The sequence below is a fragment of the Kitasatospora sp. SC0581 genome, assembly GCF_048159585.1.
Classification (GTDB): Bacteria; Actinomycetota; Actinomycetes; order Streptomycetales; family Streptomycetaceae; genus Kitasatospora.
On record NZ_JBLRWA010000019.1, the window covers coordinates 38,687 to 51,816 of the forward strand.

Consider the following 13,130-nt stretch of genomic DNA (forward strand, 5'->3'; position numbering starts at 1 on the left):
CTACGGCTTCACCGAGCGGTAGTAGCGCGCCGCGCCGGTGTGCAGCGGGAGCGGGTCGGTGTAGACGGCGGTGCGCAGGTCGACCAGCTGGGCCGCGTGCACCTGGGCGCCGATCTGGTCCCGGCTGTCGATCACCGCGCGGGTCATGCCCTCGACCAGGCCCGGGTCCACGTCGTCCCGGGTGATCAGCAGGTTGGGCACGGCCACCGTGGCGACCGCGTCCTTCGGTTCGGCGTTCGGGTAGGTGCCCTTGGGCATGGTGGCCGCCCGGTAGGCGTCGGTGCCGCCGCCCTCGGCCTTGTGCAGGGCCTCGGCGAGGTCGCTCAGCGGCACGATCCGGATCCGGACGTGCTCGGAGAGGTCGGTGAGCGCGCTGGTGGGCAGGCCGCCGGACCAGAAGAAGGCGTCCAGGGTGCCCGCGCGCAGGTCGTCGGCGGCCTCGCCGACGCCCTTCGGCACCGGGACGATGTCGTGGTCCGGGTCCAGCCCGGCGGCGGTCAGCAGCCGCCTGGTCACCAGGTTCACCCCGGACTGCGGCAGCCCGACGCCGACCTTCAGGCCCTTGAGGTCGGCGGTGCGCCGCACCGGGGAGGAGGCCGGGACGACCAGCTGCAGGTAGTCGTCGTACAGCCGGGCGATCGCCCGCAGCTTCTCCTTGCCGGGCTCGTGGTAGTCGGCGACCGCGTCGGCGGTGGCGATCGCGAAGGTGTCCCGGCCGTTGATCACCCGGCCGATGTTGTCGACCGAGCCCTCGGAGTTGTCCAGGGCCAGCCGCACCCCCGGCATCGCCCGCGAGACGTGGCCCTGGAGCAGCTGCCCGTACCGGTCGTAGACGCCGCGCTGCACCCCGGTGGCGAAGCGGACCTCGCCGCGCGGGTACCCGGGCGAGCGGCCCGCCGACAGCCACCAGCCGCCGAACCCGGCCACCAGCAGCACCAGCACCAGCACCGTCCGCCACAACGGGCTGCGGGCCGCGGCACGGACGGCGGCGCCGGGACGGTACGGAGTGGTGGGGGTCATGCAGGGATACTGCCAGGCGCTCCGGCCGAACGGGAGGGGAACGGGTGGTGGAAGCTCCGGGAAAAGCCCTTCGCCGCTGCCCGTACCCTGGTCTGGTGAGCGGTGAGAGCGGATTGAAGAGCTACAAGGTCGTCACGCACGGCTGTCAGATGAACGTCCACGACTCCGAGCGGCTGTCCGGCCTGCTGGAGGACGCGGGGTACGTCAAGGCCGGGCCCGAGGGCGACCCGGACCTGGTGGTGTTCAACACCTGCGCGGTGCGCGAGAACGCCGACAACAAGCTGTACGGCAACCTCGGCCAGCTCGCGCCGGTCAAGACCCGCCACAAGGGCATGCAGATCGCCGTCGGCGGCTGCCTGGCCCAGAAGGACCGCGAGACCATCGTCAAGCGCGCCCCCTGGGTCGACGTGGTCTTCGGCACCCACAACATCGGCCACCTGCCGGCGCTGCTGGAGCGGGCCGCGGTCGAGCGCAAGGCCCAGGTCGAGATCCTGGAGTCGCTGGAGACCTTCCCCTCCACCCTGCCGACCCGCCGCGAATCCGCGTACGCCGCCTGGGTCGCCATCTCGGTCGGCTGCAACAACACCTGCACCTTCTGCATCGTCCCCGCGCTGCGCGGCAAGGAGGAGGACCGCCGTCCCGGCGACGTCCTCGCCGAGATCGAGGCGCTGGTGGGCGAGGGCGTCATCGAGGTGACCCTGCTCGGCCAGAACGTCAACGCCTACGGCTCCGACCTGGGCGACCGCGAGGCCTTCTCCAAGCTGCTGCGCGCCGCCGGCCAGATCGAGGGCCTGGAGCGGATCCGCTTCACCTCGCCGCACCCGCGCGACTTCACCGACGACGTGATCGCCGCGATGGCCGAGACCCCGAACGTGATGCACCAGCTGCACATGCCGCTGCAGTCCGGCTCGGACCGCGTCCTCAAGGCGATGCGCCGCTCCTACCGGCAGGAGCGTTTCCTCGGGATCATCCGGAAGGTCCGCGAGGCGATGCCCGACGCGGCGATCTCCACCGACATCATCGTGGGCTTCCCCGGCGAGACCGAGGAGGACTTCGAGGAGACGATGCACGTCGTCCGCGAGGCCCGCTTCACCAACGCCTTCACCTTCCAGTACTCCAAGCGCCCCGGCACCCCCGCCGCGGAGATGGCGGACCAGGTGTCGAAGGAGGTCGTGCAGGCCCGCTACGACCGGCTGATCGCCCTCCAGGAGGAGATCTCCTGGGAGGAGAACAAGAAGCAGGTCGGGCGGACCCTGGAGATCCTGGTCGCCGAGGGCGAGGGCAAGAAGGACGACCAGACCCGGCGGCTCTCCGGCCGCGCCCCCGACAACCGACTGGTGCACTTCACCAAGCCGGAGGAGCCGGTGCGCCCCGGCGACACGGTGACCGTCGAGATCACCTACGCCGCCCCGCACCACCTGCTCGCCGAGGGCCCCGCGCTCGCGGTGCGCCGCACCCGGGCCGGCGACGCCTGGGAGAAGCGCCAGGCCGCGCCCGCCGCCAAGCCGGCCGGCGTGCTGCTCGGCCTGCCGAAGATCGGCGCCCCGGCGGAGCTGCCACTGGCCGCGCCGGCGGGCGGGGCCTGCTGCGGCGACTGACACCGTGCCCGGTACGGCGGCCTGACGGGAGGATCCACTCCCGCCGGGCCGCCGTCGTCGTTGGCTAGAGTGATCCGCATGCTGGTAGCCGCCGCCGTGTGCCCCTGTCCGCCGCTGCTCGTCCCCGAGGTCGCCGCCGGGGCCGCGCCCGAGCTGGACGGCCTGCGCGCGGCCTGCGACGAGGCGCTCGCGGCGCTGGTCGCGGCCGGACCGCAGCTGGTCGTGGTGGTCGGCACCGGGCCGGCGGCCGAGGTGTGGACCGAGGGCGGGGCCGGCTCCTTCCACCGCTACGGGGTGCCGCTGGTCGCCAAGCTGCCCGGCGACCGGGTCGAGGGGCCGGAGCTGGCCCCCTCGCTGACCGTCGGCGCCTGGCTGCTGGAGCGCGCCGGGGTGGTCCTGCCCACGCACGCCTGCGCGGTGCCCGCCGACGCCCCCGCCGACCGGATGCTCGGCCTCGGCCAGGGCCTGGCCGGGCTCGCCGACCGGGTCGCCCTGCTGGTGCTCGGCGACGGCAGCGCCTGCCGCTCGGTGAAGGCGCCCGGCTACCTGGACGAGCGGGCCGAGGGCTTCGACACCGCCCTGGCCGCCGCCCTGGGCACGGCCGACCTGCCCGCCCTGGCCGCACTGGACCCGGGCCTGGCCGCCGAGCTCAAGGCCGACGGCCGGGCACCCTGGCAGGTGCTGGCCGGCGCCGCGCAGGGCGCCGGCCTCACCGGGCGGCTGGGCTACCAGGACGCGCCGTACGGGGTCGGGTACTTCGTGGCGTCCTGGTCCTAGCAAGTCGGCGGGGCAGGCCTGCGGTTCAGGACCGCGGGGCCTGCGGGGGCTGCTCCTCGTCGCCGGGCTTCGGCTTGTGGGCGAAGTCGCCGACCGCGCCCTTGGCCTTGCCGGCGCCGTGCTCGATCTTGTCGCTGTACTTGCCCTTGGTCGCCTTGTCGATCGCGCCGCCGGCCTTGTCCACGGCCTTCTCGATCTGGTCGCTGTGCTTGCCGGCGAACTCGCTGGCCTTGTCCTTGAGCTCCTCGGCCTTGCCCTTGAGGTTGTCCATCAGACCCATGGCGATCTCCTTCATCCGCTGTTCCCCGCACAACGACCGGGCTCGGCAAAGCGTTCGCAAACCGGCCCAACCGGGGAAACGGCCGGAAAGTGTCCGGGAAACAGTCATATCCTCGCGCAGTCGCGGGCGGGTGGCAGCCCGGTCCGCGGGCGCCCGGCCGTTTTGCGAGACTGGAGCGGTGAGCAGCTCCCGTACCCCGCGCGTCATCTCGATCGTCGGCGCGACCGCCGCCGGCAAGTCCGACCTGGCCGTCGCCATCGCCCGCAGTCTCGACGGCGAGGTGATCAACACCGACTCGATGCAGCTGTACCGGGGCATGGACATCGGCACCGCCAAGCTCACGATGGAGGAGCGCGGGGGAGTGCCGCACCACCTGATGGACGTCTGGGACGTCACCGAGGCCGCCAGCGTCGCCGAGTACCAGCGGCTGGCCCGGGCCGAGATCGACCGGCTGCTCGCCGCCGGCCGCACGCCCGTCCTGGTCGGCGGCTCCGGGCTGTACGTCCGGGCGGCGATCGACGAGATGGAGTTCCCGGGCACCGACGCGGCGGTGCGGGCCCGGCTGGAGGCCGAGCTGGAGCAGGCCGGCCCGTACGCGCTGCACCGGCGGCTGGCCGAGCTGGACCCGGCGGCCGCCGAGGCGATCCTCACCGGCAACGGGCGGCGGATCGTCCGCGCCCTGGAGGTCATCGAGATCACCGGGCAGCCGTTCACCGCCAACCTGCCGAGCAACACCGCCGTCTACGAGGCGGTGCAGATCGGCGTCGCCGTGCCGCGCCCCGAGCTGGACGAGCGGATCGCGCTGCGGGTCGACCGGATGTGGGAGGCCGGACTGCTGGACGAGGTGCGGGAGCTGGAGAAGGTCGGACTGCGGGAGGGCAGGACCGCCTCCCGGGCGCTCGGCTACCAGCAGGTGCTCGACCACTTCGCCGGCGGGTGCACCGAGGACGAGGCCCGGGCCGAGACCGTCCGGGCCACCAAGCGCTTCGCCCGCCGCCAGGAGTCCTGGTTCCGCCGCGACGACCGGATCCACTGGCTCTCCCGGCCGGCCGGCACCGACCCCGTCGAGCTGCTGGAACACTCCCTGGAACTGATCGACCGTCAGGGAGTTCCGGCCGCGTAGGAAGGGTTTCCGGCCAATCCGGCGGTGCACCTGCGCGCGCAGGCGACCGTGCAGGACGAACCGGCGGTCACGGGCCGATCACGTGATGGCCACGGATCACCCGTCGACCCCGGTCAGGCCCGGAACGCCCCTCTGGACATGCCATCATCGATGCCGTAGGGGTCGACCGAACGGGCCGGCCGTGCCCGGCCGCGAGTCCGCTCGTGTCGAACTGTCAGGGGAGGCCGTGTGTCGACGGGTACCGGCCCCGAATCCGGCCAGGGCGGGAGCGTCACCGTACCGGCCGAGGAGTTCGACGAGTCGACGATGGGCGACCTGCCCGTGCTGACCGGCCTGGAGGCGCCGACCTCCTACGCGGCCGCGGTGCCCGCCCTGGACACCCGCACCCCGCCCGGCGGCGCGGTGCACGAACGGGAGATCCGTCCGCTGCGCCGGCTGCGCTGGTGGCAGACGCTGCCGATCGCCCTGCTGGGCACCCTCGGCTCGCTGATGTTCGCCTTCCCGCTCGCCTTCGGCTCGGCCGGGGCGCGCGCCACCATGGTCGGGATGCTCGGGCTGCTGTTCACCGCCGCCTCGATGGGCTGGGGCGCGATGGCCGCCCGGCACGCCGGCTACACGTGGCCGGGGCTGCCGCGCCGGGGCTCCGGGCAGCGGGCCGGCTGGAAGGCGATCGCGGTCTACACCCTGATCGCGCTGGCCGCCTGCGCGCTCGCGGTCTGGCGGGTCGCCTACCTGCGCTGAGCGCCTCCCGGCGGCTCAGTACCATCGGAGGGGTGAGCGCATCCTCCCCCCAGCAGGTCGGCATCCCCTTCTTCAAGGGCCACGGCACCCAGAACGACTTCGTCATCGTCCCGGACCCGGACGGCGCGCTGGAGATCGGTCCCGAGACCGTCGCCGCGCTGTGCGACCGGCGGGCCGGCATCGGCGGGGACGGGCTGCTGCGCGTGGTGCGCGCCGCCGCCGACCCGGCCGCCGCGGCGATGGCCGACCGGGCCGAGTGGTTCATGGACTACCGCAACTCGGACGGCAGCGTCGCCGAGATGTGCGGCAACGGCCTGCGGGTCTTCGCCCGCTTCCTGGTCGAGGCCGGACTGGCCGAGCCGGGCGCACTGGCCGTCGCCACCCGCTCCGGGGTGCTCACCGCGAAGGTCGCCGGGGCCGCCGCGGACGGCACGCCCGGCGACGTCACCATCGACATGGGCCGGGCCCGGCTGCCCGGGCCGGACGGCATCGAGGTCGCGGTCGGCGAGCGGCGCTGGCCGGCCCTGAACGTCAACATGGGCAACCCGCACGCGGTGGCCTTCGTGGAGAGCCTGGAGCACGCCGGGGACCTGTACACCGCGCCGCTCACCAGCCCGGCGGACGCCTACCCGGAGGGCGTCAACGTCGAGTTCGTGGTGGACCGCGGGCCGCGGCACGTCGCGATGCGGGTGCACGAGCGCGGCTCGGGCGAGACCCGCTCCTGCGGCACCGGCGCGTGCGCGGTGGCGGTGGCGGCCATCCGCCGGGACGGCGCCGACCCGGTGGTCACCGGCGAGGCGGTCTCGTACACCGTGGACGTGCTGGGCGGCCGGCTGGTCATCACCGAGCACCCGGACGGCCGGGTGGAGATGGCCGGGCCGGCGGTGATCGTGGCCGAGGGCCGGCTGGACGGGAGCTGGTGGGAGTCGGTCCGTTAGGGCCCGTCTCCGGTGGGGCTCGTCCTCGAACCCGCGTCCGCGGGGCGGCAGGCCCGGGGGCCGGCAGCCCGGTTTGCCCAATTCGTTCGGTGATGAATCCCCCCGATCGGGTGATACCGGTCGCGGACGGGAATCAGGGCGTCGCGGAACGTGCTCTGCTCGGTAGCATGGACCACCGGGTCGATCACCCCATGGGGAGGGGTGTCGAGATCACCCCCTCGGACGGGGCGGCGCCCGGCGACCGTTGCCGGAGGTGCCGATGACCATCGAAGCCGGGCAGCCCCTGGGGCAGCCGACGACCGTACGGCAGGGAGGGGCCAGGCGGCCCCTCGGGGAGCTCGGCCTGGCCGCCCTCGGCCGGGCCGGGCGGGCCGCCCTGCTCGCCACCGGCCGGCCGCCCGTGCCGGACGCCCTGGAACCGCTCGTCCGGGTCCACCGCCGGCACCATCCGCAGGCCGACCTCGGCCTGCTCGCCCGGGCCTACCGGCTCGCCGAGGCCAGCCACCGCGGCCAGAAGCGCAAGAGCGGCGAGCCGTACATCACCCACCCGCTGGCCGTCACCATGATCCTGGCCCAACTCGGCGCCGGGACGACGACCCTGGTCGCCTCGCTGCTCCACGACACCGTCGAGGACACCGAGTTGACGCTGGACCAGGTGGGCGCCGGGTTCGGGCCCGAAGTCGCCTACCTGGTCGACGGGGTGACGAAGCTGGAGAAGGTCGACTTCGGGGCCGCCGCCGAGGCCGAGACCTTCCGCAAGATGCTGGTCGCCACCGGGGACGACGTCCGGGTGATGGTGATCAAGCTCGCCGACCGGCTGCACAACATGCGCACCATCCGGCACATGAAGCCGGCCAGCCAGGTGCGGATCGCCAAGGTCACCCGGGACGTGCTGATCCCGCTGGCCGAGCGGCTCGGCATCCAGGTGCTCAAGGCGGAGCTGGAGGACATCGTCTTCGCCACCCTGCACCCCGAGGAGCACGCCCGCACCCGCGCCCTGATGACCGGTCACGAGGCCGAGCCGGACACCCTGCTGGAGCCCTTCGCCCGGCAGCTGGCCCGCCAGCTGGCCGAGGGCGGGGTGGCCGCCGAGGTGACCGTCCGGCCCCGGCACTGCGTCTCGCTGCACCGGGTGCTGCTCCGGCGGGCCGCCGTGCCCGGGCCGGACGGCCGGCCGCAGGGGCCGCGGCCGGCCGACTTCGGGCGGCTGCTGGTGGTGGTCGAGGAGAACGCCGACTGCTACGCCGTGCTCGGCGAGCTGCACACCTGCTGGACGCCGCTGCCCGGGGAGTTCAAGGACTTCGTGGCCGCGCCCAAGTTCAACCTCTACCAGTCCCTGCACACCGCCGTGGCGCTGAGCGGCGGCGCGGTGGTCGAGGTGCTGGTCCGCACCCGGCGGATGCACGAGGTGGCCGAGACCGGGGTGGTCGCGCTCGGGGACCCGTCCCCGGCCGGCGCCGTCCAGGACGCCGACGAGCTGGACCGCACCGACCCGGCCCGCCCGGGCTGGCTCAGCCGGCTGCTGGAGTGGCAGCAGGAGACGCCCGACCCGGACGCCTTCTGGTCCGCGCTCACCGCCGACCTGGCCGGCGACCGCGAGATCACCGTGGTGACGGAGAGTGGCGAAACGCTTCAGCTGCGGGCCGGCGCCACCTGCGTGGACGCGGCCTACCTGCTCGGCGAGGAGACCGGCCACCGATGTATCGGCGCACGGGTCAACGGGCGGCTCACCGCGCTGTCCACCGTGCTGGAGGACGGCGACCAGATCGCGGTGCTCACCGAGACCCTCCCGGCCGGCGGCGGACCGCCCTCCGGCCCCGCCCCCGAGTGGCTGGCGCACGCCCGCACCCCCGCCGCCCGGCTGGCCATCGAGCGCTGGCTGGCCGATCCCCCGGCCCGGCAGCCGGCGGTCCGCACCGGCCCGGCCGGCGGCCAGCCCGTCCCGCCCGGGCGCCCGGCCGCCGAGCGGCGGGCGGCCCCGGTCGCGGTGGCCGGCCGGCCAGGGGCGTCGGTCCGGCTGGCCCGCTGCTGCACCCCGGTGCCGCCGGACGAGGTGGCCGGCTACCCGATCCGCGGCGGCGCGGTCGCGGTGCACCGCACCGGCTGCCCGGCGGGGGAGCGGATGCGCGCGGACGGGCGGGCCGAGCTGGAGGTCCGCTGGCGGTCGGAGGGCGCGCCGGCCGCCGGGCACCGGGCCACCCTGCGGGCCGAGGCGCTGAACCGGCCCCGGCTGCTCGCCGACCTCACCGCGGCGATCTCCGGCGCGGGCGTCGGCATCGTCTCGGCCGAGGTCGAGCCGCCGCAGGAGTCCCGGGTCCGGCACACCTACACCGTCGAACTGCCCGAGCCGGCCGCGCTGCCCGGGCTGATGCGGGCGATGCTCAAGGTCTCCGGGGTGTACGACGTGAGCCGGCCGCAGGCCCCGGAGGGTTCGTAGGGGCCGCCGTCCCGGGGAAAATGGGGATGACCGGCCCGCGCCGGGCGTGCGACCATCATGGGGAATTCACGGCCGGTCCACGGCGTTCTCCGGGCACAGGAGCCCGGGGGCACCCGGGGACCTGAGGGGTAGCTCACCCCGCCCGGACGGTAGCCGGGGCGGCAGCTGGGCAGACTCCGTACGGGACCGCCACCGCGGTCCCCGAAGGCCACCCGTACCAGCCAGCCAAAGGACAGAATGACCTCCACGTTCGACACCCGCGACCACGCCGACGCTCCGCGCCGCCTCGACGGTCTGCGGGCGGAAGCCCTCATGGACGAGGACCTCGCGGCCATCGACGAGGACCGCGGCCACCACTACGACGGCGACCAGTACGACCGCAGCGAGCGAGCCGCCCTGCGCCGGGTCGCCGGCCTCTCCACCGAACTCGAAGACGTCACCGAGGTCGAGTACCGCCAGCTCCGCCTGGAGCGCGTGGTGCTCGTCGGCGTCTGGACGGACGGCACGCTGGAGGAGGCGGAGAACTCGATGGCCGAGCTCGCCGCGCTCGCCGAGACGGCCGGCTCCCAGGTGCTGGACGGCGTCATCCAGCGCCGTGACAAGCCCGACGCGGCCACCTACATCGGCTCCGGCAAGGCGAAGGAGCTGCGCGACATCGTCGCCGCCACCGGCGCCGACACCGTGGTCTGCGACGGTGAGCTCACCCCGGGCCAGCTGATCCACCTGGAGGACGTGGTCAAGGTCAAGGTCGTCGACCGGACGGCCCTGATCCTGGACATCTTCGCCCAGCACGCCAAGTCCCGGGAGGGCAAGGCGCAGGTCTCGCTCGCGCAGATGCAGTACATGCTGCCGCGGCTGCGCGGCTGGGGTCAGTCGCTGTCCCGGCAGATGGGTGGCGGTGGCTCCGGCTCCTCGGGCGGCGGCATGGCCACCCGCGGTCCCGGTGAGACCAAGATCGAGACCGACCGGCGCCGGATCCGCGAGAAGATGGCGAAGCTCCGCAAGGAGATCGCCGACATGAAGAAGGGCCGCGACACCAAGCGCCAGGAGCGCAGGCGCCACCAGGTGCCGTCCGTGGCCATCGCCGGGTACACCAACGCCGGCAAGTCCTCCCTGCTCAACCGGCTCACCGGCGCCGGCGTCCTGGTGGAGAACTCGCTGTTCGCCACCCTGGACCCGACGGTGCGCCGGGCCGAGACCCCGACCGGGCGGCTCTACACCCTGGCCGACACCGTCGGCTTCGTCCGGCACCTGCCGCACCACCTGGTCGAGGCCTTCCGCTCGACCATGGAGGAGGTCGCCGACGCGGACCTCATCCTGCACGTCGTGGACGGCTCGCACCCCGAGCCGGAGACGCAGCTGGCCGCCGTCCGCGAGGTCATCGTCTCGGTCGACGCGCAGAACGTGCCGGAGGTCGTGGTGATCAACAAGGCGGACGCCGCCGATCCGCACGTGCTCCAGCGCCTGCTGCGCCGCGAGCCGCACGCCATCGTGGTGTCGGCCCGCAGCGGCGCCGGCATCGAGGAGCTGCTGCGGCTGATCGACGACGAGCTGCCGCGTCCGGCGGTCGAGGTGCGGGCCCTGGTGCCCTACACCCAGGGCGCGCTGGTCTCCCGGGTGCACGCCGAGGGCGAGCTGCTCTCCACCGAGCACACCGGCGAGGGCACCCTGCTGCACGCCAAGGTGCCGGCCGAGCTGGCCGCCGAGCTGGAGTACTTCGCGGTGGCCCTGCAGGGCTGAGCCCGAAGCGCACGCAGGGGCCCCGGGACGGATCGCCGTCCCGGGGCCCCTCCGTGTCTCCGGCGGTGCTACCGGACGTTCTTAGCGAAGTAGTCGAAGGCCTGCTTCGCCTGGTCCTGGAGGGAGGGGCCGGCCTGGTAGCCGGCCGGGTTGCGGTTGCCGACCGCGCCGACGCTGACCAGGTTGGGCTTGCCGTCCCGGATGACGAACCAGCCGCCGCCGGCGGCGCCCGCCGTCATGGTGCAGCCGATCACGTACATCGGCGGGCGGTCCCGGTCGAAGGAGAGCAGCCCGGGGGCGAGCGGGGAGTCGCAGTGCTCGAGGTCCAGGCCGTCGAACGGCCGCTCGGCCGGGTAGCCGTAGGCGGCGGTCCCGGTGATCTGGTCGCGCGGGGCGTTGAACCAGATCGGCACCGAGCCGCCGACCGTCTCCTCCAGGGACCTCCCGGAGCCGTCCTCGCCGCGCACCCGCAGGACGCCGTAGTCGTACTGGTGGTGGGCGCCGACGCCGCTCTCCTGGAGCCAGGTCGGCGAGACCAGCGCGCGCACCGCCGTCCACCGGCCGTACGGGGCGACCAGCCGGTCGGCGTTCGCCTTGCCGTGGACCGCCTGGCCGTCCCGGTTGAAGCCGGGCACGAAGACCGGGTTCTTCAGCCAGCCGCCGCCCTTGCCGTCGTGCAGGCAGTGCGCGGCGGTGTAGACGAGGTTGCTGCGGCCCGGGTTGACCGGGTCGGAGACCACGGTGGCTGAGCAGGACACGTCGCCCTGCGACGTGGTCGCGAAGAGCCGGCCGACCACCGAGCCGACCGGTCCGTACGGGTGCGGCTGCGGCCTGGCCGGGACGGCGGCGGGCGGGGCGTCCCGCTCGACGCCGGCCGCCGCGGGGGCGGTCAGCGAGTACTCCGGGGTGGGCCGGGGCCTGGCGGCGTCCATCCGGGCCGCCGTCCAGGCGCCGGGCGCCGCGTCGTTGGCGAAGGCGCTCTCGGCGACGTAGCGGGCCCAGTCGTCCACCTTCCAGCCGCTCAGGTCGCCCGGGCTGGTGGGCGACGACCTGGGCAGGGCGAGGGGCGCGGTGGCGGGCCGGGCGGGGCCGTCCGGGCCGCACCCGGCCGCGCCCAGCGCGAGCGCGGCGAGCAGCGCGGCGCCGCCCGTCGCGGCCCGGCGCCGCCGGCTGGTGGTTCTCGGCATGCTGGCTCGTCCCCCCGTGCTGTGCTGGTGGTTCCCTACCGCCCCCCGTCGGCGGCGGCTACTTCTTGGAGATCCAGTCCAGCGCCTGCCGGGCGACCGCCTCCAGGTACGGGCCGCTCAGCGAGGTGTGCTCCTGGGTGCCGATCGAGGTGTTGCTGACCAGCGCGGTCCGGCCGTCCGGCATGGTGGCGAACCAGCCGCCGCCGCTGGCGCCCTGGGTCATGGTGCAGCCGATGGTCAGCATGGTCGGGCGCTTGGCGTCGAAGGAGAGCCGGGTGGGCTTGCCGCCGTCGCACTTGTACAGCTCCTGGCCGTCGAACGGCTTGGCGAGGGGGTAGCCGACGGCCGAGACCTTGAGCTGGTCGCGCGGCGCGTCGAACCAGACCGGGACGGCCGAACCGACCGTCTCCTCCAGGGACTTGCCGGTGTCGTTCTGGTTGTGCACGCGCATCACCGCGAAGTCGTACTGGTTGGCGGCGTCGCCGGTGCCGCCGCCCTCGACCATCCACTGCGGCGAGGTGGTGACCTGGTCGGCCCACCAGGTGCCGAGCGGGGCCAGCTCGGACAGCGGGGCCCGCTTGCCGCCGCTGGAGGCGCCGGAGTTGTTGTAGGCGGGCACGAAGACCAGGTCCTTGTAGAAGTTCCCGCCCTTGCCCTCGTGCACGCAGTGCCCGGCCGTCCAGACCAGGTTGCTCTTGCCCGGGTGCTGGGGGTCGGCGATCACCGTCGCCGAGCAGTTGCCGCGGCCGCCCTGGGCGGAGAAGAACACCTTGCCGGAGGGCTGCTTCAGGTACGGGCGGGGCACCGTCACGGCCTTGACCGCCGCGGGGTCGGGGTCGGTCACGCCGTCGTCGGTGGCCGGCTTGGGCGTGGCGGGGGCGGGCTTGGCGGTGGGCGGGGCCGGGTCGGCGGGCTTGGAGTCACCCATCTTGTCCGGGTCCCAGAAGTCCTTCACCACCGGGTTGTTGAAGACGTGCTTGGACGCCCACTTGTCCCAGTCCTCGTACTTCCACTTCTTCAGGTCGTCCCAGCTCCTGGGCAGTCCCTCCAGCAGGCTGGTCGGCAGCCCGGACGGGAGCGGGATCCCGCCGATCACGCCGCCCGAACCCGCGGCCTGGGTCGACTCGGTGGAGGGCGGCGGTGCGGGGCTCGTCCCGCCGCCCGCCGGGCCGTCCGGCCCGCAGGCGGTCACGGCGAGCAGGGTGCCCGCGGCCAGGGCGGCGGCCAGGGCTGACCGGTGGATCGTGGGCATCTGTGCGCTTCCCCCTGTGCTCGGTCGGTCGGTGCCG

The 13,130-nt window shown here is 74.2% G+C and carries 11 protein-coding genes; 7 read left to right on the forward strand and 4 right to left on the reverse strand.

From position 1 onward, the window contains the following. Positions 1 to 1,020, reverse strand: a complete 1,020-nt coding sequence (locus ACLWS4_RS25200; RefSeq protein WP_117489705.1) for a TAXI family TRAP transporter solute-binding subunit — start codon at positions 1,018 to 1,020, stop codon at positions 1 to 3. A gap of 95 nt (positions 1,021 to 1,115) precedes the next feature. Here ACLWS4_RS25200 and miaB point away from each other — a divergent pair, with 95 nt between their 5' ends. Then, entirely contained in the window at positions 1,116 to 2,618 is a 1,503-nt protein-coding gene (gene miaB / locus ACLWS4_RS25205; RefSeq protein WP_416875280.1) for a tRNA (N6-isopentenyl adenosine(37)-C2)-methylthiotransferase MiaB, read from the forward strand. A 78-nt stretch (positions 2,619 to 2,696) separates the two neighbouring features. Then, the gene (locus ACLWS4_RS25210; protein WP_416875281.1) at positions 2,697 to 3,395 is read left to right on the forward strand and encodes a class III extradiol dioxygenase subunit B-like domain-containing protein; all 699 of its coding nucleotides are present in this window, start codon (positions 2,697 to 2,699) and stop codon (positions 3,393 to 3,395) included. 25 nt (positions 3,396 to 3,420) lie between these two features. Here the strand turns inward: ACLWS4_RS25210 and ACLWS4_RS25215 are convergent, their stop codons facing one another. Continuing rightward, on the reverse strand, positions 3,421 to 3,690 hold the full coding sequence (locus tag ACLWS4_RS25215) for an antitoxin (RefSeq protein WP_241853171.1): 270 nt from the start codon (positions 3,688 to 3,690) through the stop codon (positions 3,421 to 3,423). A 163-nt stretch (positions 3,691 to 3,853) separates the two neighbouring features. Between ACLWS4_RS25215 and miaA the strand changes: the two genes are divergently transcribed. The 5 genes from miaA to hflX all read left to right on the forward strand — a co-directional run bounded on the left by miaA (position 3,854) and on the right by hflX (position 10,654). Further along, positions 3,854 to 4,798 carry a tRNA (adenosine(37)-N6)-dimethylallyltransferase MiaA gene (gene miaA / locus ACLWS4_RS25220; RefSeq protein ID WP_416875282.1) on the forward strand — a complete coding sequence of 315 codons (945 nt, stop codon included), beginning with the start codon at positions 3,854 to 3,856 and terminating at the stop codon, positions 4,796 to 4,798. Between the two features lie 228 nt (positions 4,799 to 5,026). After that, positions 5,027 to 5,539: a hypothetical protein gene (locus tag ACLWS4_RS25225; protein ID WP_049658893.1), complete on the forward strand. Its 513-nt coding sequence runs from the start codon at positions 5,027 to 5,029 to the stop codon at positions 5,537 to 5,539. A gap of 32 nt (positions 5,540 to 5,571) precedes the next feature. Next, entirely contained in the window at positions 5,572 to 6,477 is a 906-nt protein-coding gene (gene dapF, locus ACLWS4_RS25230) for a diaminopimelate epimerase (RefSeq protein WP_416875283.1), read from the forward strand. Positions 6,478 to 6,736: 259 nt separating this feature from the next. Further along, positions 6,737 to 8,914 carry a RelA/SpoT family protein gene (locus ACLWS4_RS25235; RefSeq protein ID WP_380776733.1) on the forward strand — a complete coding sequence of 726 codons (2,178 nt, stop codon included), beginning with the start codon at positions 6,737 to 6,739 and terminating at the stop codon, positions 8,912 to 8,914. 237 nt (positions 8,915 to 9,151) lie between these two features. Continuing rightward, entirely contained in the window at positions 9,152 to 10,654 is a 1,503-nt protein-coding gene (gene hflX / locus ACLWS4_RS25240) for a GTPase HflX (protein WP_049658942.1), read from the forward strand. A 68-nt stretch (positions 10,655 to 10,722) separates the two neighbouring features. Here the strand turns inward: hflX and ACLWS4_RS25245 are convergent, their stop codons facing one another. Together ACLWS4_RS25245 and ACLWS4_RS25250 are read right to left on the reverse strand one after the other, a co-directional pair. Next, positions 10,723 to 11,841, reverse strand: a complete 1,119-nt coding sequence (locus ACLWS4_RS25245) for a trypsin-like serine peptidase (protein WP_416875284.1) — start codon at positions 11,839 to 11,841, stop codon at positions 10,723 to 10,725. Positions 11,842 to 11,899: 58 nt separating this feature from the next. Next, positions 11,900 to 13,093: a trypsin-like serine peptidase gene (locus ACLWS4_RS25250; protein WP_049658939.1), complete on the reverse strand. Its 1,194-nt coding sequence runs from the start codon at positions 13,091 to 13,093 to the stop codon at positions 11,900 to 11,902. Between the last annotated feature and the right edge of the window lie 37 nt (positions 13,094 to 13,130).